General features: G+C 66.2%; 26 protein-coding genes. 5 read left to right on the plus strand and 21 right to left on the minus strand.

From position 1 onward, the window contains the following. The first annotated feature begins 19 nt into the window (after nt 1–19). Nucleotides 20–580 carry an antibiotic biosynthesis monooxygenase gene (locus VLI63_RS02545; protein WP_409155353.1) on the plus strand — a complete coding sequence of 187 codons (561 nt, stop codon included), beginning with the start codon at nt 20–22 and terminating at the stop codon, nt 578–580. A 13-nt stretch (nt 581–593) separates the two neighbouring features. Here VLI63_RS02545 and VLI63_RS02550 read toward each other — a convergent pair whose 3' ends face one another. From VLI63_RS02550 to VLI63_RS02600, 11 genes are all read right to left on the minus strand, one after another. After that, nucleotides 594–1556: a hypothetical protein gene (locus VLI63_RS02550; protein WP_409155355.1), complete on the minus strand. Its 963-nt coding sequence runs from the start codon at nt 1554–1556 to the stop codon at nt 594–596. Between the two features lie 17 nt (nt 1557–1573). Continuing rightward, a complete protein-coding gene (gene rsfS / locus VLI63_RS02555; RefSeq protein ID WP_185200918.1) occupies nt 1574–1951 on the minus strand; it encodes a ribosome silencing factor in 378 nt (125 codons plus the stop codon). Between the two features lie 42 nt (nt 1952–1993). Then, nucleotides 1994–4171 carry a hypothetical protein gene (locus tag VLI63_RS02560; protein WP_409155358.1) on the minus strand — a complete coding sequence of 726 codons (2178 nt, stop codon included), beginning with the start codon at nt 4169–4171 and terminating at the stop codon, nt 1994–1996. After that, nucleotides 4168–4770, minus strand: a complete 603-nt coding sequence (gene nadD, locus VLI63_RS02565; RefSeq protein ID WP_409155762.1) for a nicotinate-nucleotide adenylyltransferase — start codon at nt 4768–4770, stop codon at nt 4168–4170. Before nadD ends, VLI63_RS02560 begins: the two co-directional genes overlap by 4 nt. Nucleotides 4771–4783: 13 nt before the next feature. Further along, on the minus strand, nt 4784–4984 hold the full coding sequence (locus VLI63_RS02570) for a hypothetical protein (protein WP_409155359.1): 201 nt from the start codon (nt 4982–4984) through the stop codon (nt 4784–4786). Between the two features lie 57 nt (nt 4985–5041). Continuing rightward, on the minus strand, nt 5042–6310 hold the full coding sequence (locus tag VLI63_RS02575; RefSeq protein ID WP_409155361.1) for a glutamate-5-semialdehyde dehydrogenase: 1269 nt from the start codon (nt 6308–6310) through the stop codon (nt 5042–5044). Between the two features lie 23 nt (nt 6311–6333). Further along, the gene (gene proB, locus VLI63_RS02580; protein WP_409155363.1) at nt 6334–7128 is read right to left on the minus strand and encodes a glutamate 5-kinase; all 795 of its coding nucleotides are present in this window, start codon (nt 7126–7128) and stop codon (nt 6334–6336) included. After that, nucleotides 7121–8674, minus strand: a complete 1554-nt coding sequence (obgE, locus tag VLI63_RS02585) for a GTPase ObgE (protein WP_409155365.1) — start codon at nt 8672–8674, stop codon at nt 7121–7123. Before obgE ends, proB begins: the two co-directional genes overlap by 8 nt. A 137-nt stretch (nt 8675–8811) precedes the next feature. Next, nucleotides 8812–9066, minus strand: a complete 255-nt coding sequence (rpmA, locus tag VLI63_RS02590) for a 50S ribosomal protein L27 (protein WP_185200924.1) — start codon at nt 9064–9066, stop codon at nt 8812–8814. 17 nt (nt 9067–9083) lie between these two features. Next, nucleotides 9084–9392, minus strand: coding sequence for a 50S ribosomal protein L21 (gene rplU / locus VLI63_RS02595; protein WP_185200925.1), 309 nt, complete (start codon nt 9390–9392; stop codon nt 9084–9086). 143 nt (nt 9393–9535) lie between these two features. Beyond that, on the minus strand, nt 9536–10099 hold the full coding sequence (locus VLI63_RS02600) for a hypothetical protein (RefSeq protein ID WP_409155366.1): 564 nt from the start codon (nt 10097–10099) through the stop codon (nt 9536–9538). Nucleotides 10100–10176: 77 nt separating this feature from the next. On the opposite strand from VLI63_RS02600, the gene VLI63_RS02605 reads away from it, so the two are divergent. After that, complete coding sequence (locus VLI63_RS02605; protein ID WP_409155367.1) at nt 10177–10449, plus strand: DUF4031 domain-containing protein; 273 nt, start codon at nt 10177–10179, stop codon at nt 10447–10449. A gap of 92 nt (nt 10450–10541) precedes the next feature. Here VLI63_RS02605 and VLI63_RS02610 read toward each other — a convergent pair whose 3' ends face one another. From VLI63_RS02610 to VLI63_RS02625, 4 genes are read right to left on the minus strand one after another with little or no spacing between them, the layout of a single operon-like run. Beyond that, on the minus strand, nt 10542–11966 hold the full coding sequence (locus VLI63_RS02610; RefSeq protein ID WP_409155368.1) for a hypothetical protein: 1425 nt from the start codon (nt 11964–11966) through the stop codon (nt 10542–10544). Beyond that, nucleotides 11947–12708 (minus strand): TIGR03943 family putative permease subunit, encoded by a 762-nt coding sequence (locus VLI63_RS02615; protein WP_409155369.1) that lies wholly within the window; start codon nt 12706–12708, stop codon nt 11947–11949. The genes VLI63_RS02610 and VLI63_RS02615 overlap by 20 nt, the downstream gene beginning before the upstream one ends. Further along, nucleotides 12701–13720, minus strand: a complete 1020-nt coding sequence (locus VLI63_RS02620; RefSeq protein WP_409155763.1) for a permease — start codon at nt 13718–13720, stop codon at nt 12701–12703. The genes VLI63_RS02615 and VLI63_RS02620 overlap by 8 nt, the downstream gene beginning before the upstream one ends. 51 nt (nt 13721–13771) lie before the next feature. Further along, entirely contained in the window at nt 13772–16519 is a 2748-nt protein-coding gene (locus VLI63_RS02625; RefSeq protein ID WP_409155370.1) for a ribonuclease E/G, read from the minus strand. A 420-nt stretch (nt 16520–16939) separates the two neighbouring features. Between VLI63_RS02625 and VLI63_RS02630 the strand changes: the two genes are divergently transcribed. Together VLI63_RS02630 and VLI63_RS02635 are read left to right on the plus strand one after the other, a co-directional pair. Beyond that, on the plus strand, nt 16940–17941 hold the full coding sequence (locus VLI63_RS02630; RefSeq protein WP_409155371.1) for a vitamin K epoxide reductase family protein: 1002 nt from the start codon (nt 16940–16942) through the stop codon (nt 17939–17941). A gap of 104 nt (nt 17942–18045) precedes the next feature. Next, nucleotides 18046–18936, plus strand: coding sequence for a DsbA family protein (locus tag VLI63_RS02635; RefSeq protein WP_409155372.1), 891 nt, complete (start codon nt 18046–18048; stop codon nt 18934–18936). Between the two features lie 87 nt (nt 18937–19023). Here VLI63_RS02635 and ndk read toward each other — a convergent pair whose 3' ends face one another. Genes ndk through ileS form a run of 4 tightly spaced genes read right to left on the minus strand, consistent with a single transcriptional unit; the run spans nt 19024 to nt 24592 of the window. Then, entirely contained in the window at nt 19024–19440 is a 417-nt protein-coding gene (gene ndk / locus VLI63_RS02640; RefSeq protein ID WP_409155373.1) for a nucleoside-diphosphate kinase, read from the minus strand. Nucleotides 19441–19447: 7 nt separating this feature from the next. After that, complete coding sequence (locus tag VLI63_RS02645) at nt 19448–19858, minus strand: DUF4233 domain-containing protein (protein ID WP_409155374.1); 411 nt, start codon at nt 19856–19858, stop codon at nt 19448–19450. After that, nucleotides 19855–21246, minus strand: coding sequence for a bifunctional folylpolyglutamate synthase/dihydrofolate synthase (locus VLI63_RS02650; RefSeq protein WP_409155375.1), 1392 nt, complete (start codon nt 21244–21246; stop codon nt 19855–19857). The genes VLI63_RS02645 and VLI63_RS02650 overlap by 4 nt, the downstream gene beginning before the upstream one ends. After that, a complete protein-coding gene (ileS, locus tag VLI63_RS02655) occupies nt 21239–24592 on the minus strand; it encodes an isoleucine--tRNA ligase (protein ID WP_409155376.1) in 3354 nt (1117 codons plus the stop codon). Before ileS ends, VLI63_RS02650 begins: the two co-directional genes overlap by 8 nt. Before the next feature lie 244 nt (nt 24593–24836). Here ileS and VLI63_RS02660 point away from each other — a divergent pair, with 244 nt between their 5' ends. After that, complete coding sequence (locus tag VLI63_RS02660; protein ID WP_409155377.1) at nt 24837–25787, plus strand: cation diffusion facilitator family transporter; 951 nt, start codon at nt 24837–24839, stop codon at nt 25785–25787. A gap of 3 nt (nt 25788–25790) precedes the next feature. Here VLI63_RS02660 and VLI63_RS02665 read toward each other — a convergent pair whose 3' ends face one another. Together VLI63_RS02665 and VLI63_RS02670 are read right to left on the minus strand one after the other, a co-directional pair. Next, on the minus strand, nt 25791–26066 hold the full coding sequence (locus VLI63_RS02665) for a DUF5652 family protein (protein ID WP_409155378.1): 276 nt from the start codon (nt 26064–26066) through the stop codon (nt 25791–25793). Between the two features lie 149 nt (nt 26067–26215). After that, the gene (locus VLI63_RS02670) at nt 26216–26830 is read right to left on the minus strand and encodes a TetR family transcriptional regulator (RefSeq protein WP_409155379.1); all 615 of its coding nucleotides are present in this window, start codon (nt 26828–26830) and stop codon (nt 26216–26218) included. Between the last annotated feature and the right edge of the window lie 16 nt (nt 26831–26846).

Genomic DNA, 26846 nt, shown 5'->3' on the forward strand with positions numbered 1-26846 from the left:
ACGGTGCTTGACTGGAGGGATGTCAGCTGAACCGATCACCGTCTCGATAACCCGCGTCGTCTCACCCGCTCGCGCGAGGGAGGTCGCCGCCTGGGCGCGTGCCGGTCAGGATCTCCTCAGCTCGAGCCCGGGCTACCTTGGCTCGGGCTGGGTGCGTCCCGATCCGGAATCGCATGAGTGGCACATGCTCTACCGGTTCGCGGATGCCGCAGACCTCGCGCTGTGGGAGCGGTCACCGGAACGCGAGTGGTGGATCGCGAGCGCCCTCGGGCTCGTGGAACATGCCCGGGAGGAGAAGCGCACCGGAATCGAGGGGTGGTTCGATGAGCCCTCGACGGTCGAGGTGCTCGAGTCCGCGCCATTCGCTCCCCCGCGCTGGAAACAGCTGGTGAGCATCTTCATCGCGTTCTATCCGCTGAGTCTGCTCGCCAACTGGCTGCTGGCCCCGCTCACCGGCCCGTGGCCGCTTCCCCTGCGCGTTCTCATTCTCGTTGCCGCGGTCGCGCCCATCATGACGTACCTCGCACTGCCGTTCGTGACTCGCGCACTGCGACCCTGGCTGCTGCGTCAGCCGCGTTAGCCGTGCAGCCTCGTTAGCCGTCCAGGCGTCTCCGGAGGCCCAGCATCGCCCCGATGGCCGCGCGCAACTCCTGCAGGTGATGCTCTGCCAGGAATGGCTGGCTGTGCGCCCCCAGGTCGCTTGCTGAGGCACTCGCGCCCACGGTTTCGACCGAGAGTCCATAGTCGAGCCCCAGGATGCCCACCGCCACCGCAGCCTGGTAGGGCACGTAAATCGGTGATGTGACCTGCAGCACCGATTGCTCGGCGGGGGCGCGACGCTGTCCAGCCCAGAATCGATAGGTGTCGGCGGAATTGGCGCGGCGCTGCTGCGGGTCCGACGAGGGGGCTGCGAGCACGCTCAACCGGGGCAGCTGCCCTCGATTCCAGGTGAGGTGTCGCCAGGACGCATTCACCGTGTCACCGCTGTGTTCGACGAACTCGGGTGCACCGAGGGGGCCGAATGCCTGCTCGAGGCCGGCCAGCATCCCCCCGAATTCATCGTCGGCATCGATCCTCAGCGCCCGGGCGACCGCAGTCTCTTCCGACGAGAACGGTCGAAATCCGCCGAGGAACAGGATGTGGTCGCACTCGAGCCCGTCTTCGAGCAGCTCGGCGACGAACCGCGGCTTGACGATACCGGCACGCACCATCCCGCCGGTCATGATCACCGTGTCGTAGTGCGCCCTTCCGGGCCTTTCCCGGTTCGCGAGCCCGAGATCCGGGGAATGTGCAGAGATGGCCTCGGTCTGAGCCGGCGACAGCGCCGATCGGCGGATCGAGTCACGCTCCCTGCCGCGGCGGAAGTCCCATTCCGCGGCCGCGAAGGAATCGAGCCAGGCCAGGCGATCGCCGGCACCGCTGTCGGGCACAGAACCCCCGAAGGCCGCGACAACGCCAGCGAGGGCGGATGACGCAGCCCAGCTGTCGATGAGGTCGAGGACACGCTGCCGATCGCCGCCGGTCGCACGCCAGGACGGCAGCTCGAGGGCTGTCATCCGCTGGCCGGTCTCGACTATTCGGCGGACTCGCGCACGGGAAGGTCGATCGGGATCACCGGGCAGTCCTTCCACAGACGTTCGAGGGAGTAGTACATGCGGTCCTCCTCGTGGAAGACGTGCACCACGAGATCACCGAAATCGAGCAGGATCCAGCGCCCCTCGGCCCGACCTTCGCGACGGAGGGGCTTCGAACCGTGTTCGATCAGCTTGTCTTCGATCTCGCTCGCGATGGCGACGACGTTGCGTTCGTTGCGCCCGGTGGCGAGCAGGAACACATCCGTCAGGGGAAGCGGACCGGAGACATCGAGAGCCACGAGATCTTCGGCTTGTTTCGAGTCTGCGGCGGCCGCAGCGATCTGGAGGAGTTCGCGGGCGTGGTCGGTCGCAGTCACAGGGTCCTTTGGGGTGGAAGAGAAACAGAAGTGGTCACAGGCCTAGAAGATCTTGAAGATCAACCCTGCGACGAGCAGAACGACGACGCCGACGGCCATGACCGCGGCGGAGACGATGAGGATGAGGGGCAGGCGACTGGCCTTCTGGGGCTTCATCGAATTGATGACGTCACCAGATGCGGTGTTCGTGCTGATCGCGCGGATCGCACGAACCGGCGCGGACTCTGGATCGGAGGAGTCTTCGCGGTCGTCGGCCTCGAGCAGCGCGTCGACATCGGAGTGGTCGTAGCGGGCCGGGTGCACCCCGGTGGATCCCATGCTGCTCGGGAGGTTGATGGAGCCGGTGATGAGGATCTCACCGGTACCACTCAGCGGGCCCATGATGTCTTCTCCGGTGGGCATCGACGGCAGCACCAGGGCGCTCGTCGTGATGGCGCCACTCGTGGCACCCACGTCACGAGCGAAGGTGTTCTCCTGCACCTGCACGTCATCGTCGATCAGCGCCTGGGTCGACCAGTGGCCGACCGGGGGCACATAGCTGTCTCCCGGCTCGGCGACTGCGCGCTCGGGAGAGGACACGGTGGGCGCTGGCGCATCGTGCCCGGCGAGGAAAGCGCCGAAGGAGGTCGCCGCAGCATCGGCGGGTGCCGGCTCTACGGTGGTCTCCACGGGCTGACCGCTGGGGAACAGCAGGTCTTCGAAGGTCGAGGTGCTCTCCGAGTTGGGCTCGAGCTCGGCGACGACGATTTCTGGCTCTGCCACGAGGTGGTCAGAAGCCGGAGCGACATTGAATACCGGAGAATTCGCCGGTTCCCGCGAAGCGGGCGGCGCGACCGGCGGCTCGACCAGTTCGGCGACGGTGACATCCGTGGGAATGGCACCGGTGAACAACTGGCGCAGCGGCGGTTCGATCAGTGCGGGCGGCTCGACGAATGCGGGAGGTTCGACAATCGCGGGCGCTTCGGCGAACACGGGCGCTTCGGCGAACACCGGTGCTTCGGCGCCGGCATGAGGAGCGGCAGCCGCTTCAGACACCTGTGCGGCCCGACGGGCCTCTTCGCGCTCGAGCTCGGGATCCACCGTGCCACGACTGGCGCGATCGCGGAACCGCGGGCGCTCGGTGGCCACCTCGGCGACGACAACTTCCTCGACCGGGCCGGATTCGACCGGAAGTGGCTCGACAGGCGCAGTCTCGACCGGTGCGTCCGCAATCGGCGCCGCGGCGGTCGGCGCGGCCACAATAGGCGCATCTTCGACGGGCAGAGCAGAGACGGGCTCAGCGAAGACGGGCTCAGCGAAGACGGGCTCAGCATCGACGGGCACAGCATCGATCGGAGCGGCCTCGATAGGCGCTTCCTCGACCGGTGCAGCATCCACCGGAGTAGCTGGCAGGGAGGCAGCGGCAGCGGCAGCACGCTCGGCCTCGTCGTTCTCGCTCGGGCTGGTCACAAAACCGCCGATGCCCAATTCGCGCATCTGGCGACGCGTCAGGACGGGCGCGGGCTGAGACGAGGATTCGGATGCGACCGGGGCCGAAGACACTGGGGCCGAAGACACTGGGGCCGAAGACACCGGGGCCGAAGACGCCGGAGCCGAAGACGCCGGAGCCGAAGACGCCGGAGCCGAAGACGCCGGGGCCGAAGACGCTGGGGCCGAAGACGCCGGTGCGGCAGCCTCTATCGCCGGTGCGGCGATGGGCTCGGGGAGCGGCACCACCACGGGCGGGGCCCAGTTCAACGGCGGACCGACCGGGCGGAAGGCGGATCGGCGCGAGTCCGAGGGGCTGAAGTCGCGGTTGCGATATTCGGGCTGCTCGGCACCGGGGGCGGGATCAACCGGCGTCACGGCGTCGGAGTCGTGAGGAACCGCGCTGATCGCCCGGCCACGGAACGAGGCGCCGTCGTAGCTCGGCACCTGAGGTCGTGCCTGGGTGATGTAGAGGAGCGGCTCCGGCGTGGAGTCCGGGCCGAGTTCGTTGGTCGCGGGCTGCTGAACTCTGCGGCCACGGCTCACTGGGGGTTCGACGGCACTCTCCGGCGGTCCCTGCGGCGCAGTCGCGCGGCGCGCTTCGGCTTCCCAACCCTGGCGGGCGATACCCGCGAAGGAGGTGTCATCGGGAGCGTCCTGCTCAGGGGTCGCCTGAGGAACGACGTTCTCGTCGCGTTCGGTTTGCCGAACTTGCCGCCGACTCACGGGCGGCTGGTCTTGCCAGGCTGTCATGTCAGACTCCGATACAAGTGATGTTTGGAGATGTATTGAACAACACCATCGGGGACCAAATACCACACCGGGTATCCCCGGCTGACCCGGCTACGACAATCGGTGGAGGAGATTGCGAGCGCGGGCACTTCCAACAAGCTTACGTCCGACTCCGGCAAACCGGAAATAGTGAGCGAGTGGCCCGGCCGTGTCACCGCGACGAAGTGGGCGAGTGACCAGAGTTCGGCCACGTCTTTCCAGTCGAGAATCTGCGTGATGGCATCCGCGCCGGAGATGAAGAAGAGCTCGGCGTCTGGTCGCTCCGCATGGAGGTCACGAAGCGTGTCGATCGTGTACGTGGGGCCCTGGCGGTCGATGTCCACCCGGCTCACCGTGAAGTTGGGGTTCGCCGCGGTGGCGATGACCGTCATCAGGTAGCGGTGCTCACTGGAGGTGGCACCCGGCTTCTGGTAGGGCATTCCGGTGGGCACGAACACCACCTCGTCGAGGCCGAATGACTGCGCCACCTCGCTCGCTGCCACAAGATGCCCGTGATGGATGGGGTCGAAGGTGCCGCCCATCACGCCGATTTTCGGGCGCTTCGTCGTGCTCTTCGCCATCACGTCGTCGGCGTCAGTGATCGGTCGTGTGCCCACTCGCCGCCGAGCCGCCGGTCTTCTGGCTATGGCGGTTGGCGACGTCGCGGAAGCTCCAGACGACGAAACCGAGTGCGACGAAAGCGGCGGCGGCGATGATGGGGAAGACCCAGGCCGGGAAGAACAGGGCGATCTTCGCCTCTTCAGCCGCCAGAACGATCATGCTGAGCACCGACATCCACCAATCCGTTTGAACGAAATTTCACTGCCGGTAAGCCTACCGGCCCGCAGATGCCTATTCCCTGACCTGGCCCGCGCCACGCACTATCCATTTGGTGCTGGTGAGTTCGCTGAGCCCCATGGGTCCACGAGCGTGGAGCTTCTGCGTCGATATCCCGACCTCGGCCCCGAAACCGAACTCTCCGCCGTCGGTGAACCTGGTGGAGGAGTTCACCATCACCACGGCAGAGTCCACCTCCGCAAGGAAGCGTTCCGTATTGCCGAGGTCGTTGGTGACGATCGACTCGGTGTGATGCGTCGAATAGCGGCGGATGTGATCGATCGCCTCATCGAGCGAGCCGACCACTCGCACGGCCAGGTCGAGCGACATGTATTCGGTCGCCCAGTCCTCCTCGGTGGCGGCGACGGCATCCGCGAAGATCTGACGTGTGCGGTCGTCCCCGTGGATGGTGACCCCGGAGGCGCGCAAGGCACCGAGCACCGACGGCAGCAAGCGCTCCGCAGCGGTCTCATGCACGAGCAGCGTTTCGAGGGCATTACAGACACTCGGTCGCTGCACTTTGGAATTGTGCACGATATCGATGGCCCACGCCTCGTCGGCGGATGCATCGAGGAACACGTGCACGATCCCCGCCCCCGTTTCGATCACCGGGACTTTCGACTCCGTGACAACGGTGTTGATCAGGTCGGCACTCCCCCGCGGGATCAGGACATCGATCTGTCCGCGCGCCTGCATGAGCTGCCGGGCGCCGTCCCGCCCGAACTCGTCGATGGTCTGCACGGTGTCTGCGGGCAGCCCGACGCTCACGAGCGCCTCCTGGATGATCGCGACCAGCGCCCGGTTGGTATTCTCGGCGGCGCTGCCCCCACGCAGCACGACGGCATTGCCGCTCTTGAGCGCGAGGCTCGCGATATCGACGGTCACGTTGGGGCGAGCCTCGTAGATCACTCCCACAACGCCGAAGGGCACGCGCACCTCGCTGAGCCGGAGGCCGTTGGGCAGCGTCTGTCCACGAACATTCTCGCCGACCGGGTCGACGAGTGTGGCGACCAGTCGCACCGCGTCCGCCAGGGCATCCAGGCGCGTGACATCGAGCCGGAGGCGGTCCTGCATGCCGGCGCTCAACCCGTTGTCGCGCCCAGTGGCGAGATCGAGATCGTTCGCCGGGATGATCCGCTGCGCATGGTGCACGATGGCGGTGGCGACAGCGGCGAGAGCGCGATTCTTGAGCGCCGCGTTCGCGGTGGCGAGCACGAGGGATGCCGCGCGGGCGGCATCCATCTTCTCGGTGAACGAGCGCGTGGCGACGACGGTCTCAGGCATGACGCCAGTGTAGTTGCGTGGTCTCAGCCGGCTGCTGCGGCGGCAAACCACGTGCCGAGCTCCGCGCCCTCGAGGGCCGCGGCGACGTGCCTCGTGGAGGCGAGGAGCACGGGCGTTCCGGATGCCGCAGCGAGCTTGGCGGCGGCCACCTTTGTGCCGGCACCCCCCGTTCCGACCCCCGCGGCGCCGATGTCACCGAATTCGACCCCGGTGAGATCGTCGTCGAACGCGACATCCACGATCCGGCGCGCTCCGGGCTGCTCGGGCGGTCTCGTGTACAGCGAATCGATATCGGAGAGCAGAATGAGCAGGTCGGCGCGCACCAGCTGAGACACGAGGGCAGCGAGCCGGTCGTTGTCGCCGAAGCGGATCTCGTGGGTCGCCACCGTGTCGTTCTCGTTGACGATCGGCAGGATTCGCAGGTCGAGGAGGCGTTCCATCGCTCGTTGCGCATTGCCGCGATGGGTGGGATTCTCGAGATCCCCCGCGGTGAGCAACACCTGGGCCGCGACGATCTTGAAGCGGTCGAGGCTGTCCTGGTAGCGGTAGATGAGCACATTCTGGCCGACCGCCGCGGCGGCCTGCTGGGTCGCCAGGTCAGTGGGGCGGGCATCGAGCTTGAGGTACGGCATGCCGGTGGCGATCGCCCCGGAGGAGACGAGGATCACCTCGGTTCCCCGCGCGTGGGCTGCGGCTAGCGCATCCACCAGTGGCGCGATCTGGTCGGAGTTCGCGCCGCTGATCGACGATGAGCCCACCTTCACGACGATGCGCCGCGCCGCGGGGATGCCACTGCGCGAGAGAACCGGGTCAGACATCCGCCGGCGAATCCTCCGACTCGGTTTCGGCGTCCTTCTCCGTGATCGCGAAGCCCTCATCGTCGTTCCACATGCCGGCTTCGCGTTCGCGCAGGAGTTCGGCGCGCGCCTCTGACTTGCTGTCCATGCGATCGAGGTATTCCTGGCGACGGGTCTTCGACGTCGGACGATCGTTCTGCACGAGTCGCGGATCGGTTCCTCGCGGAGCGGTCAGCAGTTCCGCGGTGGAGGTGAGGGTCGGCTCCCAGTCGAAGGTGACCGGTCCGATGATCACGGTCGAGCCGGCGACGGCTCCGGCCTTGAACAGCTCGTTCTCCACGCCGGACTTGGCCAGGCGGTCCGCGAGGAAGCCGATGGCCTCTTCGTTGTTGAAGTCGGTCTGAGCGACCCAGCGTTCCGGCTTGCCGCCGACGACACGATAGATGTTGCCGCCGGAACCGCCCTCGACCTTGACCGTGAAGCCCGCATCACCGCTGGCTCGGGGGCGGAGAACGATCCGCTGTTTCACCGGCACGGCAGCCTTCTTGGCGCGTTCGGCATCCACCAGCTCGCCGAGGGCGAACGACAGCTCGCGCAGGCCTTCACGGCTCACAGCGGAGATCTCGAACACGCGATAGCCCCGGGCCTCGAGGTCGGGGCGCACGAGGTCGGCGAGATCCCGGCCCTCGGGCACATCCACCTTGTTCAGCGCGATGAGTTGCGGGCGCTCGAGCAGCGGAAGCTGGCCTTCGGGCACCGGGTAGGCGGCGAGTTCACCAAGGATCACGTCGAGGTCGCTGATCGGATCGCGACCCGGCTCGAGGGTCGCGCAGTCAAGCACATGGAGCAACGCGGAGCAGCGCTCGACGTGGCGCAGGAATTCGAGGCCAAGCCCCTTGCCCTCGCTCGCGCCCTCGATGAGACCGGGCACGTCGGCAACGGTGTAGCGCGTGTCACCCGACTCGACGACGCCGAGGTTCGGATGCAGCGTGGTGAAGGGGTAGTCCGCGATCTTCGGTTTCGCGGCCGAGATGGCAGCGACGAGGCTGGACTTGCCGGCCGAGGGGTACCCCACCAGCGCGACATCCGCCACCACCTTGAGTTCGAGGAAGACGTCGCCTTCCCAGCCGGGGATACCGAGAAGCGCGAAACCCGGAGCCTTGCGCTTGGTAGAGGCGAGAGCGGCGTTGCCGAGTCCGCCCTGACCACCGGGAGCCACCACATAGCGCATGCCCGGTTCGGTGAAGTCGATGAGTTCGTTGCCCTCGGCGTCTTTCACGACGGTGCCGAGCGGAACGGCGAGTTCGATCTCCGCGCCATCCGAGCCGCTGCGGTTGTCGCCCATACCCTGGCCGCCCTTTTCGGACTTGCGGTGGGGTGCGCGATGGAAGCCGAGGAGGGTCGTGACGCCGATCTCGCTGACCAGCACGATGTCGCCGCCGTCGCCGCCGTTGCCGCCATCCGGTCCGGCGAGGGGCTTGAACTTCTCGCGCTTCACCGAGACGCAGCCGTCACCACCGTCGCCGGCGCTGAGGTGGAGTGTTACCTGGTCAACGAAGGTAGCCACAACGCATCCCTTCGTGTACTGATTACCGCTTAACAGGCAAGAGCGGGCCGAAGCCCGCCCGAACCCACTGAATGTGCCGACCCCGAATCAACCGGTGGTCGAGTAGGTCGCTCAGCGACCGTATCGAGACCAGTCGCTTAGGCGGCGACCACGATGTTGACGACCTTGCGGCCGCCCTTGGCGCCGAACTCGACCGCACCGGCCGAGAGGGCGAACAGGGTGTCGTCCCCGCCACGGCCGACGTTGACGCCGGGGTGGAAGTGAGTGCCGCGCTGGCGAACGATGATCTCGCCTGCGCTGACGACCTGGCCGCCGAAACGCTTGACGCCGAGGCGCTGTGCGTTGGAATCGCGACCGTTACGGGTGGAGCTTGCGCCCTTTTTGTGTGCCATGAGTTTTCAGCCCCTAGTTACTTAATGCTGGTGATCTTGATGCGGGTGAGCTCCTGGCGGTGGCCCTGGCGCTTCTTGTACCCGGTCTTGTTCTTGAACTTCTGGATGACGATCTTCGGACCGCGGAGGTCGCCGACGACCTCAGCGGTCACCTTCACCTTCGCGAGAGCCGACGCGTCATGCGTGATGGTGTCGCCATCGACCAGCAAGACCGGCACGAGCTCGACGTTGCCGTCTTTGTCGGCCTTGATGCGGTCGAGAACGACAATGCTGCCGACCTCGATCTTTTCCTGCCGACCACCGGCGCGCACAACTGCGTAAACCACTTGGGAACCCTAACTCTATGAACTGTTGCCGATGATTTCGGCAGAAGTCTTGGTGTGCATTCGGTTGCGGGCTTAGCCCAGCACACACCGAAGCTCAACAATAGTCGATTATCGCGGCCGGGGTCAAACGCTGCGAGGTGTGTTCAGGCCGTGTCGACGATGCCGACGATCTCGTGTTCGGACGGATGCCGTTCCAACCACAGGCGCAGCAGCACTCCCACGAGGATGACGAGCGGTGCGACGCTCAAAAACTGCTGCCCTGCGGTCGCCGCGGAGAACCCGAGCGCCTGCAACACGCGCTCCCCCGCGTCGGCGGGGAGACGGATCTGGCCCATCAGGCCGTTCGTCACCAGGGAGAATCCGTTCGTGGCCAGCATCACCACGAAGATCAGGATCCCTCCTACGGCCGCCGCGAGGACCGAGCGCGTGATCACGTGGACGACATGCAGTTCGGGGCCGATCGGCGCAATGAACCAGAAGCTGAGGAACACCCCGACGGACAGGGGCACGGCGACGGTGGCGAACTGCGTGGCATATCCGGCCCACCATTGCCAGGCCGGCACGTCGCTCGAGCCGAGGAAGGTGAGTTGGCCGATCAGGGCGTTCAGCACGTTCTGAATCAGGCTGAGGGCCAGCACGACGAGGGCGGAGACGAGGGCGACGAGGAAGCCGTGTTGGCGCACGACGCGATGGGCTAGTGAAGTCATCCCGCTCATCCTTCCTGGTGAGATCTTCTAGGGGAGAAACGGAGGTGTTGTGAATCGGCGCTGTTTAGAATCGGCCAATGACCATCCTGATCGACCAGCCTAGGTGGCCGGCACACGACATGCTCTGGTCTCACCTGGTGAGTGACAGTTCGCTCGAGGAATTGCACGACTTCGCCAATCGGCTGGGCATCCCCCGGCGCGGCTTCGATCGGGATCACTATGACGTGCCAGAGGGCCGGTATCACGAGCTGGTGGCCGCGGGGGCGGAACCGGTGAGCATCCGGCAGCTCGTGGAGCGACTGAGGGACAGCGGGCTGCGGGTGTCCCAGCGAGATCGTCGCGGCCTGTAGCCGCCCCACGCCCGCCTCGCGCGCGCGGCACGTCCAGCCATCCACGGTGCGTCACAGCGATGCCCTGCCACGGCGGTGACGGGTGAGAGGGGCTACCAGCTTTCGTCGAAGCCCTCGACGCTGCGCACGACGGCTCCGCTCGCGATGTCGATGAAGACTGTGGAGATCGAGGTGGACTGCGCGTCGGCCGGGTAGCCATCGGAGACGCTGTTCGCATAGTCCGGGATCACGTTTACCGCCACGAACTGGCCGTTCGGCGAAATGCTGAAGTCTTCGATACTGCCGGCATCGTCCTTCGACTGGTAGAGCACCCGCGCGGTCGTGCCGTTCTCGTAGAGCAGATAGCTCTGGAACCTGCCGCCCGTCGCCGAGTCGAACACGGCGACTTGCTGCACCCGGGCAGTGTCGCGCCCGAGCAGCACGACATCGCCGCCGTAGGTGGATGCCCCGGCGATCGGCAGCGACGGGATGCGCGTCTCCTTCCCGTCTGCGAGAGAATAGGCGATCTTTCCGAAGACGTCACTCACGACGATCGTCTTGCCGTCGGGCGAACTCCGCCCGAGACCGGTGTACTGGCCGAGAGGCACGGGCGGTCCGGCCTTGGCGGCATCGATCAGCAGTACGGTCTGGTCTTCGCCCTGGGCGACGATGCTCGTCGTACCGCCGAGGAAACCCCAGTCCAACACTCCGAGAGGCTTGCCGGCGAGGTCGGGCACCGGGGTCACCGTGTGTGCTCCGGTGAGATCGATGCGCATGAGCACGGAGTTGAACTGGCGCGAGACCGTGGGCCCCGCGCTGGTGAAGGCGAAGCCGAGCAGTCCAGCATCCGACTCGCCCTGCATCTGATCGATGGTGCCCGGCGACGGCAGCACGATCTGCTCCACCAGTTTGCTGGAGAGCCCCACCAGAGAAAGCGAACTGGTGCCATCGTCGGCAAGGGTCGTGACGGCGATCGCCTGGGCGAAGACAACGAATTGCTGGATGCGCGGCGCCGAGTAGACCACGGTGCGCTCACTGCCGCGCAGCCCGGTGCGGATGATCGAATCAACCTGCCCAGCCCCGGCCGCCGGGTCGGCGCGATCGAGATAGTAGATCCCGGCCGGAGCCGTGGTGAACGCATAGTTGAAGGTCGACACCCGCGGCTGGAACGCGTTGGCGACATCCGACACCCGCACTGTGTATCTGGTGCCATAGCGAAGGCGGTCCGTGAATTGCACCGCGATGATGGCCCCGGAGGTGCTCACGGTGAACGGCGCCGCCGGACTCACCGACACGTGCTTCTTCGTGACGTCGAGGATGCTCTGGTTGGCAAAGAGCCGCAGCTGCTGTCCGGCCTGAGCGACCACACGATCGACATCGACGCTTCCGCTCGACAACTTCGGCCCCTGAAGGAAGTTGAGGCCGGCGAATCCCGCGACGAGGATCACCAGGGTGATGATGGTGATCGCGAGGGCGCGACGGAACGGCCCGGCCGCCCCGTCGGCAGCATCCTCGCCGTCAGTAGAGGTATGGCTCACTCGGCTGAGTCACTTTCGTCGTCGCGGTGGGCACCAGCGCGATGGACTGCTGGCTCTTCGTGCTCGGATTCGTCTCGAAGGATCCGCTCACCTTCACCCACTGATCGGCGCTGAAGCGATCTTGCCAGTTGGGCAGGTACACCGGCACCCCCACCGGCTGCGCGTCGACGGCGCAGCAGGTGATCACGAAACGGGAGACATAGAAGACGTTTTGCGGGTCATCGGTGTCCTTGGTGATAAATCCGATGACGTTCGCCGTCTTATCGCGGTAGAAGCCCGCGTCGGTCGTCTGGCGTAGCAGTGACGACCAGTCGAGCACGGTGAAGCGCGCGAACGCGCCGGCAGGAGCGGATGCTGCGGAGTCCACGGTCTTCGTGCCGGAGCCCACCTGAGTGCTGTTGATCACCCTTTGGTCTGCGGTGGCGGTGGTCAGGGTCGCGGGCGGTACAACGACGAGGGCGACAGCGACCACGAGGGTGACCACCGTGCCGGCGACAGAGATCGCTTTGCGGTAGCCCCGGGGGCTCGGCTCTTCGTGATCCTGGTCGTGGTCATCCGGTTTCGGCGACTTCCAGAAGCTGGCCACGACGAGCACGAGCCCCAGCCCAGCCATGATCACGGTGAACACGATGTACCGCGGGTGGATGTAGAGGATGAGCTGGTTGGTCACGGCCAGCCAGACCGTGGAGACGAGGGCTGCGACGCACAGGGCGATGCCCTGCCACCGGGTGAACCTAGGCAAGATAATTCACGACCAATCCGATCAGGGCGCTCAGCAACCCGACGATCACGGTGAGTTGCACCAGTACCTTCGCCCGGAAGGTGGTGCGCATGAGGGTGAGCATCTTGATGTCGATGATCGGCCCGAAGACGAGGAACACCGCGATGGAACCCGGCATGAAGGTGCTGGCGAAGGGCAGGATGAAGAACGAGTCGACATTGGAGCAGACGGAGATCACGAACGCGAGCACCATCATCGCGAGAATCGACCAGAGCGGGTTGCTGCCGAGACTCAGCAGCACCGCGCGGGGCACCGCCACCTGCACGAGGCCGGCGATGAGCGACCCGATGAACAGTGCCGGCATGATCACAGCGCTCTCGCGGGTGAAGAGTTCCACGCTCTTCTGCCAGCGGGTCTGGTCGTGTTCGTGCCCGTCGGGCAGTCGGCAGTCGGCGGCGAAGCGGTCGGTGAGCAGGCTGTCCTGGGCGGGATGCTTCGAAAAGAGCCATCCGATCACGTTGGCGATCACGAATCCGCCCACCAGGCGTGCCGCGAAGACCCAGCTGTCGAAACCGAAGGCCTGCCCGGTAGTGAGGATCGTGATCGGATTCACGATCGGCGCGGCAAGGAGAAAAGTCATCGACTCCGAAACGGTGAATCCCTTCACCATCAGCCCGCGCGCCAGCGGTACGTTGCCGCACTCGCAGACCGGCAGGAAGATGCCGAGGAAGGAGATCGTGGCCCGCCGCAAGAAGGCATTGCGCGGAAGGATCCGCATGATCCAGCGGTCGGGAATCCAGACCTGCACGAGGATCGACAGCACGATCCCCAGAATCACGAACGGCAGGGACTCGATGATCACGCTGATCGACAGCGTGAGCAGGTCCTGCACGCGGCTGGGCAGCGACCAGGGTCCGAGCGCGGGAGTGAAGGCACGCACGGCGAAGATCCCGATGATGCCGGTGAGCCCGAGCGAAAGCCCCACCACGGTGGGCGTCCGGATGCCGCTTCGCTCGCGCTCTGCTACCCGGATGCCCACCTGCGGAATCCTACGACGTGACGCTGTCTACGCCACCTCGGCTCGCTACTCTGGCGCGGAACCCTTGGACTGCTCGGACTGCTCGGACTGCTCAGACTGCTCAGGCTGCTCGGTGGTTCGAACGGTACCGGCGCTGGAGGCGCGGCGAGAGACGCGTGAGCGCCCCTGCCCCGGCTGCTTCGGTTCGGGAAGGGCATCGAGCACCGAATCGAGGATCTGCTCGGCATCGTGGGTGGAGATGCGTCGCGGTCCCCGCGAGTTCTTCTTCACCGGGATGTCCAGGATCTCGACGGCAGCCTCGGCCGCGGCGATCGTCACGGCCTCGACCTGGGGCGACTCGACAGCAGCCACCGGAGCGGACTCGACGGCGACCGCGGATGCCGTGACATCCTTGGCCGGAGCATCGGAGGCCACGACGGCGGGCTCGTCGACGTGCGCGTGCGCGATCGTGGAGGCCGCGATCTGGGCGAGGGCGTTCTTCACGTCGTCGGTGATGGCGTGGGTTCCACCGTTGGGCTTCTGCGCGGTCGACGAACCGTTGTTCGACGAGCCGTTCGAGCGCCCGGAATCGTTGCCGCCGTTGCCATTGCCGCCTTTGCCGCGTCCGCGACGGGGAGTCTCGGGCTGGGCGGACTGGCGGTGACGCACTACCGGGTCGTGATGGATGATGATGCCGCGTCCCGCACAGAACTCGCAGGGTTCGCTGAATGACTCGATGAGGCCGAGCCCGAGCTTCTTGCGCGTCATCTGCACCAGGCCGAGTGAGGTGACCTCGGCGACCTGGTGCTTTGTGCGGTCGCGGCTCAGGCACTCGACGAGCCGACGCAACACGAGGTCGCGGTTCGACTCGAGCACCATGTCGATGAAGTCGACGACGATGATGCCGCCGATGTCGCGCAGACGCAGCTGGCGCACGATCTCTTCGGCCGACTCGAGGTTGTTCTTCGTCACGGTCTCTTCGAGGTTTCCGCCCGAGCCGACGAACTTGCCGGTGTTGACGTCCACGACGGTCATTGCCTCGGTGCGGTCGATGACGAGCGAACCACCCGAAGGCAACCACACCTTGCGGTCGAGAGCCTTCTCGATCTGCTCGGTGATGCGGTACTCGTCGAACGAGTCGACGGTGCCCTCATAGGTCTTCAGCCGGTCCACGAGATCGGGGGCCACCTGCGAGAGGTAGGTCTTGATTGTTGCTTCGGCATCCTCGCCATCGATGACCAGCTCGTGGAAGTCCTCGTTGAAGACATCTCGCACGATCTTGACCAGGAGGTCTGGCTCGCTGTGCAGCAGGGCCGGCGCCTGCACCGTTTCCAGGGTGGCGCTGATCGCGGCCCACTGCGCGGTGAGACGGTTGACATCGAGGGTGAGCTGCTCGTCGGTCGCGCCTTCGGCAGCGGTGCGCACGATGACGCCGACGTTCTCGGGGAGCACCTCTTTGAGGATCTTCTTCAGACGGGCGCGCTCGGTGTCGGGGAGCTTTCGGCTGATGCCGTTCATCGAGCCGTTCGGCACGTATACGAGGTAGCGACCGGGCAGGCTGACCTGGCTGGTGAGGCGGGCGCCCTTATGGCCGACCGGATCCTTCGTCACCTGCACGAGCACCTTGTCGCCCGGCTTGAGGGCGAGCTCGATGCGACGGGCCTGGCTCTTGCCATCGGCGGAGTTCTCCGCCGCGGCCTCCCAGTCGACCTCGCCGGAGTAGAGCACGGCGTTGCGGCCGCGCCCGATGTCGACGAAGGCTGCCTCCATGCTCGGGAGCACGTTCTGCACGCGACCGAGGTAGACGTTGCCGATCAGGCTGGCATCCGCCGCCTTGGCGACGTAGTGCTCGACGAGCACGCCGTCTTCGAGCACGCCGATCTGGATGCGGTTGAACTTGGAGCTCACGACCATCTTGCGGTCGACGCTCTCGCGGCGGGCCAGGAACTCGGCCTCGGTGATGACCGGGCGACGGCGGCCGGCGTCACGGCCGTCGCGGCGGCGCTGCTTCTTCGCTTCGAGCCGGGTGGAGCCGCGTACCTTGGTCGGTTCGTTGCTGAGTTCGGGCGCCGGACGCGGCGTGCGCACCTTGACGACGGTGTTGGTCGGGTTGGAGTTGCCCGAGTTGCCACCGTTCGAATCGCGGTCTTCATCCCCGGCACGACGGCGTGAACGGCGGCGCAGCGTCGTCTGCTCGCCGTCGTCGTCCCGCTGGTCGCGGTCAGAGTTTCGATCGTCGTTGCGATCAGTGGTGCGGTCGTTTCGGCTGTTGCGGGAGTTCCGCGACGTCCTGTTGTTGTCTCGGGGCTCGTCGTCGAAGTCGTCGTCCCGGTCGGGCCGCGGTGGGAGCACCGGCAGGTCGGGAGCCTGGAAGAGCAGGGACGTGGTCGGGCGCGCGATCGGCGCCTTCTTCGTCGCCGCGGCCGTCGGCTCGGTCACCTTCTCGGCGGTCGAATCGTCGGACTTAGCGGCATCCTGCTTCGCCGCGGTCCGGCGGGCCGGAGCGCGCTTGGCCGGGGCGTCGGAGGTCGCCGCTGCGGCGCTAGCGCCCGCTGCGGTGTCGGTGCCCGCTGCAGCCTTGGGCTGCTCGGCCTTCGCTTGCCTGGCCGGCGCTTCATCGGCCTGCGGAGCGGCGGATGCCGCCGGCTGCTTGGCCGCCGCTGCGGGTTCCGGAGCTTTCACCGGTTGCACATCAGCCGTCGGTTCCGGAGCCGCTGTGGGCTTGGATGCCCGGCGTGATCCGAAGAGGCGTGAACGCTTTTTCGGTTCGTTCTGCGCCGAACCGTCGTTGTTGTTTGTAGTTGTCTCCACCATCGCTGGTGCACTCCTAGCCCGGTACGGGAAGCCGCGCGACCCGTCGGGTACTCTCTCGTCGCGGTTTTCGACTCCGGCGGTTCTGGCCTCGGTCGATGTGCCGCTAATTCTTCGCTCTGAAACCGAACCCCGGCCCCCGGTCGCTGTGACACGCTGGGGCTGGCTCTGGTCTCGTTCGCTTGTCTTGGTGATTCTGTTCGGAACTCGCTATCCGACACGCTCTCGATGGGGATCGATCCTTGGGCGGATCGAAGCCGATTCAGCGCGGCCCGGTGTTGTGTTCGGCAACCCTCAGGTTTCGTCACACAGTGCCCGGTAAGCATTCTTTGGCGTCATATCGAGCGCGGCTCGGATGACTTCTCCAAATTATCGCATGCCTTGCCAGTTACGCCGCATTTGGCTCATGCAATAATCCTCAGGGTGACCACGACCCCACCGGCGACTCCCTCCCGCCGTGGCACTCTCCTCCTCACCGCGACCGGTGCCGCCGGAGTTCTCGTCTCCTTCGCGAGCACGGCGATCGCCTTCGTTGGCATCGAGTCGGCGAGCGGTATCCCCAAGCTGCTCGGCGCGGACAACGAACTCGGATACCCGTCATCCGCCTTCTCGATGGCCCTCTTCGTGATCGCCCTCACGGTCGGTGCCGCGCAATTCTCCGGTGCAAGCATCTCCGCTGGCTGGTGGCGCGCCATTGCCACGATTTTCGCCGTCGGAGTGCTCTTCCAGGTCTGGGCCCTGTATCTCGCGGTAGTGCCGCACCTCGCCGTGTCCTGGCTTCTCGCAGCGCAGCTCCTGCTCATGGCCCTCGTCTTCGCGCTGGCCGTGCCACGGCTCCGTCGGGACGGGCGGCCCCTCGAGCTCGGGATGTTCCTTGCCGTGGCATCCGTCGCCGGGTTCTTCGCGGCCTTCCGCCTCACCGTCGACAAGGTCGGAACCTTCACCACTCCGGACGTCGCGCCCTCGTGCAACGTGAGCGTCCTCGTGCAGTGCGGCAAGAATCTCTCCTCGTGGCAGGGCTCGCTGTTCGGCTTCCCGAATCCGCTCATCGGCGTGGGCGGGTGGATGGCCATGTTCATGATCGCCGTGCTCATCATCAGCGGCGTGACCTTCGCGCGCTGGTTCTGGATCGCGCTCAATGTGGGCATCACCCTCGCTCTCGCATTCGTGATCTTCCTGATCACCGAGAGCATCTTCGTGCTCGGCACTCTCTGCCCATGGTGCATGGCCACCTGGTCGGTGGTGATCCCCTCGTTCTGGCTGATCACCTTCTTCAACCTCAAGTCCGGACACATTCCCGTTTCGGCACGCGTCCGCGATCTCGGCGCGGCGGCCTATGGATACGTCCCGCTCATCACCCTCGTGAGCTACGTGGTGGTCGCCGCCATCGCGCAGGTTCAGCTCGATGTCATCCATCGCCTCTGAACTCCGCCAGTGAATATTCAGCCTCCACCGTGATCCGTCCCAGCTTCACCCCGTAATTTTTGCCCAGATTTTCGTCCATCTCACAGAACGTTGGTTACCGACACATGGCTGCTTCCGGCACTTCGAACTCCCCGCAAGGCAAGAAGGATCGACGGGAGGCCGCCCGCGAGACCGCGCGCATCGAACGCGAGGCCGAGAAGAGGCGCCAGCGTCGCAACAAGATCCTGCTGCAGGGTGGCATAGGTATCGCCATCCTCGCGGTCATCGCGATAGTGGTGGCGATCGTCGTGCAGCCCGCCGCACCCGGGGCTCCCGGCCCGAAGAACATGGCGAGCAGCGGCATCCTCTTCACCGGCAAGGGCGGTGTGGCCAACCCCACGACCACCGCAGCGGCCTCGGCCGACGGCAAGCCGAAGGCGACGAAGACCGACGCCTCCGACGGGCTCGCCCACATTGTCACCTACGTTGACTGGGCCTGCCCGGCCTGCAAGTCATTCGAAGCCACCTACGCCGCGCAGATCCAGCAGCTCGTCGCGAGCGGATCGGCCACGCTCGAGGTGCATCCCGTCTCGATTCTCGACCGCAACTACCTGACCAGCCGCTATGCGAGCCGCGCCGCCAATGCGGCCGCCTGCATTGCGAACTACGACCCGGCGAAGTTCCTCGATGCCCAGACGGTCTTCTACGACAAGCAGCCCACCGAGGGAACCTCTGGCCTCACGGACAAAGAGATCAAGGCGCTCGTGGCAGAGGCGGGAATCAGCGACCCCACGGTCGACAGCTGCATCGACAGCGAGAAGTTCAAGTCATGGGTGGGCAAGACCACGCAGGTCACGACGGGCACGGCCTCGCTCGTGAACCCCACGGCCGGCGGATTCTCGACCCCGACGGTGGTCGTCAATGGGAAGCGCTGGGATGGCACCGGAGACTTCATCTCCTTCGCGGCGAGCGCCGCCGGGATCACCCCGTCACCCACCCCGACTCCCACGCCCTAGGCGCGAGGCTGGCCCGCTCAGGGCACGACTTCGCACGCCCCGGATGCCCGGAATCGTGCGAAGTCGTGCCTCGCGGGTCTAGAGGGCTCAGTCGAACCAGAGGGCGAGCTCGCGCTCGGCGGATTCGGGCGAGTCGGACCCGTGCACCAGGTTCTGCTGCACACGGAGGCCCCAATCCCGCCCGAGATCACCGCGGATCGTGCCGGGGGCCGCGGTGGTGGGATCGGTCGTGCCGGCGAGGGATCGGAAGCCCTCGATCACACGCTCGCCGGTGACGCGCAGCGCAACGATCGCGCCACTCTCCATGAACTCGATGAGCGGTTCGTAGAAGGGCTTTCCGACGTGCTCCTCGTAGTGCTTCGCCAGGAGTTCACGGCTCGCCTGCACGAGCTTGATGTCGACGAGCTGGTAGCCCTTCGCTTCGATACGGCGCAGGATCTCGCCGGTGAGGTTGCGGGACACGCCATCCGGCTTGACCAGGACGAGGGTTTCTTCGGTGCTCATGGGGCTCCTAATTGTTGGGGGTGGACGAGTTGTCGAGCAGATAGGCGGCCTTGCGGCGGTCGAGACGCCGGCCGGTGACGAAGCAGTAGATCCAGATCGCCGCGAAGATCGCGCCGATGAAATACATCAGCGGCAGCAGGATACCGAGGGCGATGAGCACGACCTGGAGTGCCCAGCCCAGCCAGACCCCGAGGGCTCGGCCGGCGAGCCTGCCGGCGACGACCAGCAGTACGACGAGCAACGCTCCCCCGCCGAACACCACCGGGGTCGGAAGCACCTGGAGGCCGAAAGCAACCATCACCACGAAGAAGACCAGCACGGCCTCGAGGAGGAGTGCGATGGAGAGCAGCGATTCGCTCGCGGAACGCTCGCGCCGCACCCGCGTGCGAGGCGGGCGTGCGCCATCCGCCTCCGTCATCGCGTCCACCCCTCTGCCGCCGCGAGCACCAGGGCGTCGCCGATGAGAGTGATCGACCCGGTGATGACGACGCCGCGACGGGGCGCCTTCTCTGCCCAGGCCCGGGCTGCCGTGATCGCTTCGCCCGGGGTGTCGTAGTCGTCGACGGAGGTCTCGGGGGCAACTTCGCGCACGATCTCCGCGAGATCATCGACGGGCACAGCCCGCTCGGAGCTCGAGGCGGTGACGAGGATGACTTCGGCCACCGGAGCGAGGGCCGCCACGATCGAGCGGGCGTCCTTGTCGTCGAGCACACCGAGCACGATGGCCACCTCGTCGAAGGTGAAGTAGGTGCCGAGTGCCGCAGCGAGAGACCGCGCCCCATCCGGGTTGTGCGCGGCATCGATGATCACGGTCGGCTCGATGCCGATGACCTGCAGGCGTCCGGGTGAGGACGCTGTCGCGATGCCCTCGGTGAGCACATCGCCCACCAGCGTCTGCTCGCCCCCGCCGAGGAATGACTCAACGGCGGCGATCGCGACGGCGGCGTTCTGCGCCTGGTGATCGCCGAAGAGAGGAAGGAAGAGGTCGTCGTAGGTGCCGGCGAGCCCGCGCACCGAGATGACCTGGCCGCCGACCGCGACGGTGTTCGAAAGCAGTTCGAATGCGGTGCCCTGCACGGCGAGGCTCGCCTCCATCAGCTCGCTTGCCCGCTCGAGTTCGGCGAGGGCGGTCTCCGGCTGGGTCGCGGTCACGACGGCCGCCGCGGGCTTGATGATGCCGGCCTTCGTCGCCGCGATGAGCGCAACGGTGTTGCCGAGGCGTGCGGTGTGGTCGAGCGAGATCGGGGTGAAGACCGCCACCTGGCCGTCGCCAACATTCGTCGAATCCCACTCGCCGCCGAGTCCGACCTCGATCACCGCGACATCCACCGGGGCATCGGCGAAGCTCGCGTAGGCGAGCGCGGTGAAGGCCTCGAAGAAGGCCAGCGGAGCGTCGCCCGCGGCGCGGAGCTCGGCATCCACCATGTCGAGGTATGGCTTGATGTCGCGGTAGTTGGCGACGAAGGCCTCGTTGGTGATCGGCTCACCGTCGACGAGGATCCGCTCGTTCACCCGCACGAGATGCGGGCTCGAGAAGAGCCCGGTGCGCAGGCCGTAGGCCCGCAGGATGCTCTCGATGATGCGGCTCGTGGAGGTCTTGCCGTTCGTTCCGGTGATGTGGATGATCGGGTACGAACGCTGCGGATCACCGAGAAGTTCGACCACACGGCGCGTTGCGGCCAGGCGCGGCTGCGGGTGTCCCTCGCCGATGCGCGCGAGCAGCTCCTGGTAGACGGCGTCGGCATCCTTCTGGAAGAGCGCGTCGTCTCCCAGTTCTGGATCTTCGGACAGGGGGTTCTTAGACATCGGTTGCTGCTCCATGGATCGTTACTTCGACGAGCACGTCGCCGCTGTTCGCGTACTGCCCGGCCCGGATGAGGGAACGGAATGCGCCGGCGTGACCGTGCTGGGCAGCGTACGCCTCCACGCTCCCGTCGGTCTCGACGGCCGTGATCGCCAGGGCGAGGGTCTCTTCGGCGATGGTGGCTTTGAAGGGTTCGACTCCAGCTCGCTCTGACGAGGACTCGAAGTAGAGGGTGAGGTCGATGCGGTCGCTGACCTGGAAGCCGGCAGCCTTGCGGGTGTCCTGCACTCCACGGATGAGGTCGCGCGCGAGCCCTTCGGCCTCGAGCTCCCACGTGGTCACCGTGTCGAGCAGCACGAAGCCGCCGCCGGGCAGGAAGGTGATCGCCTGCGCGTCATCCGCCGCCTGCAACTGCAGTTCGAACTCGGTGGGGAGCAACTCGATGCCGCCGACGATCACGTTCTCGCCGTTCGGGGCCCAGTCTCCGGCCTTGGCCGCCTGGATCACCAGCTGCACCTGCTTGCCGATGCGGGGTCCGGCTGCGCGGGAGTTGACCGTGAGCTTGCGCTGGATGCCGAACTCGCCGAGGCTGTCCTCTCCGAGCTCGCGCACCACCACCGCCTTGACGTTGAGCTCGTCGCGCAGGATGTCGGCGAAAGCCCGCAGGTCCGCCGAGTTCTCGGCCACGACGGTGAGCTCCGCGAGGGGAAGCCGCACTCGCAGCCCGGTGGCCTTGCGCAAGCCCAAGCCGGAGGACGCGATCTCGCGGACGCGGTCCATCGTGGCGACGAGAGCGTCGTCCTCGGGGAACGACGCGGCATCGGGCCAGTCGGTGAGGTGCACGCTGCGACCGCCGGTGAGTCCCTTCCAGATTTTCTCACTGACGAGCGGAAGCAACGGTGCCGCCAAGCGGGTGAGGGTCTCGAGCACCGTGTAGAGCGTGTCGAAGGCCTCGGTGCTGTCGCCACTCCAGAAGCGACCGCGGCTGCGCCGCACGTACCAGTTGGTGAGCACGTCGCCGAAGTCGCGAAGGGAGTTCGCGGCGAGCGGGCTGTCGAGGTTGTCGAGGTGGGCGGTGACATCCCCGATCACCTGGCGGGTCTTGGCGAGCAGGTAGCGATCCAGCACGTCCGTCGAATCGGTGCGCAGGCTCGCGGTGTATCCCGTCTCCGCCGGTCGAGTGGGGCGCTCCGCGCCCGTATCGAGACCAGTGGCGGTCGCGGCATTCGCGTAGAGCGTGAAGAAGTAGTAGCTGTTCCAGAGGGGCAGCATCAGCTGGCGCACTCCCTCACGGATGCCCTCTTCGGTGACCACGAGGTTGCCGCCGCGGATCACCGACGACGACATGAGGTACCAGCGCATCGCATCCGCGCCGTCCCGGTCGAAGACCTCCGAGACATCCGGATAGTTGCGCAGCGACTTGGACATCTTCTGCCCGTCGCTGCCGAGCACGATGCCGTGGCTGATCACGTTGCGAAAGGCCGGCCGGTCGAAGAGAGCCGTCGACAGCACGTGGAGCATGTAGAACCAGCCGCGGGTCTGGCCGATGTACTCGACGATGAAGTCCGCGGGGTTGTGCTCCTCGAAGAACTCGGCGTTCTCGAAGGGATAGTGCACCTGCGCGAACGGCATCGAACCGGAATCGAACCACACGTCGAGCACGTCTTCGATGCGCCGCATCGTCGACCTGCCGGTGGGATCGTCGGGGTTCGGCCGGGTGAGCTCGTCGATGAACGGGCGGTGCAGGTCGGTGGGACGCACGCCGAAGTCCGCCTCGAGCTCATCGAGCGATCCGTACACGTCGACGCGCGGGTACTCCGGGTCGTCGCTCTTCCAGATCGGGATCGGCGATCCCCAGTAGCGGTTGCGCGAGATCGACCAGTCCCGGGCGTTCGACAGCCACTTGCCGAACTGGCCGTCCTTCACGTTGTCGGGCACCCAGTTGATCTGGTCGTTGAGCTCCACCATGCGGTCACGGAACTTCGTGACGCTGACGAACCAGCTCGACACCGCCTTGTAGATGAGCGGATTCTTACAGCGCCAGCAGTGCGGATAGCTGTGTTCGTAGCTCGCCACGCGCAGCAGGCGGCCGTCGGCGCGCAGCTTCTGCACGAGCGGCTTGTTGGCATCGAAGACCTGCAGGCCCGCGACATCCGAGATCTGGGACAGGAATTTGCCGCCGTCGTCGACGGAGATGATCACCGGGATATCGGCCGCAGCGCAGGTGATCTGGTCGTCTTCGCCGTAGGCGGGTGCCTGGTGCACGATGCCGGTGCCCTCACCGGTGGCGACGTAGTCCGCAACGAGGACCTGCCAGGCGTTGCCGGTGCCCCAGGTCTCCACATCCGCGTAGTAGTCCCAGAGGCGGGCATAGGTGACCCCGCCGAGCTCGGACCCGAGCAGTGTTCTCTCGATGGCTTCGACGGCGGCCTCTGGCGAGCCGTAGCCGAGGTCCTTCGCATACGCAGCGACGGTGTCGGCAGCGAGCAGGAACTCCGCGACGCCCTCCGCAGAACCATCGGATGCCCCGAGCGGACCACTCGGCACGATCGCATACGAGATGGCGGGCCCCACGGCAAGAGCGAGGTTGGTCGGCAGCGTCCACGGTGTCGTCGTCCAGGCGAGCGCCTTCACCCCGGTGAGCCCGAGCGACTCCGCCTTCGCGCCGTCGAGCGGGAACGTCACGGTGACGGACTGGTCCTGCCGCATGCGATAGACATCGTCATCCATGCGCAACTCGTGGTTCGAGAGCGGCGTCTCATCGTGCCAGCAGTACGGCAGCACGCGGAATCCCTCGTAGGCCAGCCCCTTGTCGTAGAGCTGCTTGAAGGCCCAGATGACCGACTCCATGAAGGTGATGTCGAGGGTCTTGTAGTCGTTCTCGAAGTCGACCCATCGGGCCTGGCGGGTGACGTAGTCCTCCCACTCGCGGGTGTACTCGAGCACCGAATCCCGCGCCTTCTCGTTGAAGGTGGCGATGCCCATCTCTTCGATCTGGTGCTTCTCGGTGATGCCGAGTTGCCGCATCGCCTCGAGCTCTGCGGGAAGACCGTGGGTGTCCCAGCCGAACCGACGGTGCACGAGCTTGCCGCGCATGGTCTGGTAGCGCGGGAAGAGGTCCTTCGCGTAGCCGGTGAGCAGGTGGCCGTAGTGGGGCAGGCCGTTGGCGAATGGCGGACCGTCGTAGAAGACCCACTCGGAGCATCCCTCGCGCTGGTCGATGGAGGCCTGGAAGGTGTCATCTCTCTTCCAGAAGGCGAGGATGCCGTTCTCGATCGCCGGGAAGTCCGGGGATGCGGTCAGGCCGGCGTCGCCAGCATCCGAGCCGTCGCTAAGGGGGTAAGTCATGTCTCTCCAGGTCGCACGTTCAACTGGACGAGGACGCGATCCCGAGGGGTTCGGATCGCGCGGTACCACCCCGTTTGCCTCCCTGTGCAGGGCGACCGCTTGTTCATTGGCGATGACGGGCCAGACCCGTTCGGTTCTACCCGGCTGCCGCCCGTGGGCGGCCGCCGCTCTTCCGAAGACTCCCCGGTGATTGCCGGATCGATGTCGTTGCAGACAATTCTACGTGAGGTGACAGACTGAATCGGTGACAGATCCCGTTCCCACCGCAGCCGCCGGCGGATCGCTCACGGTCGTGATCGCGCTCGGTGCCAACCTGCTGGTCGCCATCGCGAAGACCATCGCCTCGGTGATCACGGGATCCGCGTCCATGGTCGCCGAGACGGCGCACTCCTGGGCGGACTTCGGCAACGAGATCTTCCTGCTCATCGCGGATCGACGATCGGTGAAACAGCGCGATGACCGACATCCGCTCGGCTTCGGTCGCGAGGCCTACGTCTGGTCGATGTTCGCGGCCTTCGGCATCTTCACCGCCGGGGCCGTCGTCTCGATCTGGCACGGCATCCAGGAGCTCATCACGCCGGAGGATGCCACCGACTTCGGCATCGCGTACATCGTGCTCGCCGTCGCCTTCGTGCTCGAAGGGATCTCGTTCACCCAAGCCTTCCGCCAGGCCAGGGCCGGCGGTAAGCGTCGCGGGATCAGCACGGGGTCTTACGCTCTCACCAGCTCGAATGCCACCCTGCGGGCCGTCTTCGCCGAGGATGCCGCGGCACTCATCGGTCTCGCACTCGCGTTTCCGGGCATCCTGTTGCATCAGGTCACGGGACTCGCGGCTTTCGATGCCATCGGCTCGATCCTGGTCGGAGCGCTTCTCGGCGGGGTCGCGATCGTGCTGATCGACCGCAACCGTCGGTTCCTCATCGGTGAGAATCCGGATGACGGGCTGCGCAACGACGTGCTCGGCGGACTGCTCGAGCGCCCGGAGATCGAGCGGGTGACCTACCTGCACCTCGAATACGTGGGACCGGGCAAGGTGTTCCTCGTGGCGTCGGTCGACATCGTCGGCGACGACACCGAGACCCATGTGGCGTATTCGCTTCGCCGCATTGAAGAGTCGCTGCGCCAGAACGAGCACATCGAAGAGGCCCTGCTCTCGCTCTCGACCCCTGACGAACCGTCGCTCGAGGTGGCCTGAGGCTCAGTCCTCGATGGAGTGTGTCTGCTGCGGATAGTCGTCGTCGCGCCGGGTATCCTCCACCGCGAGTCTCCGCGTGCGACTGACCCGGAAGATGTAGAGCGCGTCGAGCAGGCCCATCGTGTTGCTGAGCAGCAGCACGACGAACCACGGCTTGCTGTCGTCCTTGGCAGCGTGCCAGAGCGAGACGCCCTTCCAGGCGAGGGTCCAGGCCGCGAGCAGCGAGATCAGCGCGATCTGGCCGGGCTCGGGCTTCCTGTGTTCCATCCAATGCGACATGCCTGCCATTCTGCGCCGTAGACCCGCCCGGGTACAGGGCCAAACGTCCCGGACGCCTCCGTGAAATACGGGCCATTGCGGACGGCCCGGGTCGGCCTGCCGGCCCGGTTTGTCCGCAGACGCCCGAATTGCGCGCTGTGGGCAGCGACCTACTCGACCAGAGACGCGGTGAGGCCGGCCGAGACGACGTCGAAGGCCTCGGACATGTACTCGGCGAGCGGTCGGCGGCCGATGCCGTCGCGAGCCCAGACGGTCCAGGCTGCGGAGATCGCTCCGGACAGCGCGTTTGCGGCGCTGAGTACGAGCAGATCCTCCGGATCGCGGTGCAGTTGGCGGGCCAGGAACACTGCGATCAGGTCGGATCGGCGGGCAAGGCGCGCGAGCCCGGATACCCGGGTCTCCTCGGTCGTGCCCATCACATCGTCCTGGGTCAGGGCGAGGGGCACGCGGTCCACACCGATCTCGGCAACCACCCGCAGTGTCGCCGCGCGCATCTCGGCGAGCGCGGGGCGACCCTCTGGGACCGCCTGCAGCTCGAGCGTGAGACGGTCGATCGCGGCATCCAGCTCCACCCAGAGCACGTCGCTCTTGGCGGCGAAGTAGTTGAAAAAGGTGTTGCGGCTCACGCCTGCCCGCTGCGTGATCTGTTCGATCGTCGTGAGCGCGTAGGTGTTCTCGAGGAACAGCTCGGCTGCGGCATCCTCGATGACGGCACGGGATGAGGTGCGCGGGCGACCGACGGCGTTCGGTGTGCCAGGGACCATGTGTTCCTCCGCGGGG

It is taken from the genome of Lacisediminihabitans sp. H27-G8 (assembly GCF_046156175.1).
GTDB lineage: Bacteria > Actinomycetota > Actinomycetes > Actinomycetales > Microbacteriaceae > Lacisediminihabitans.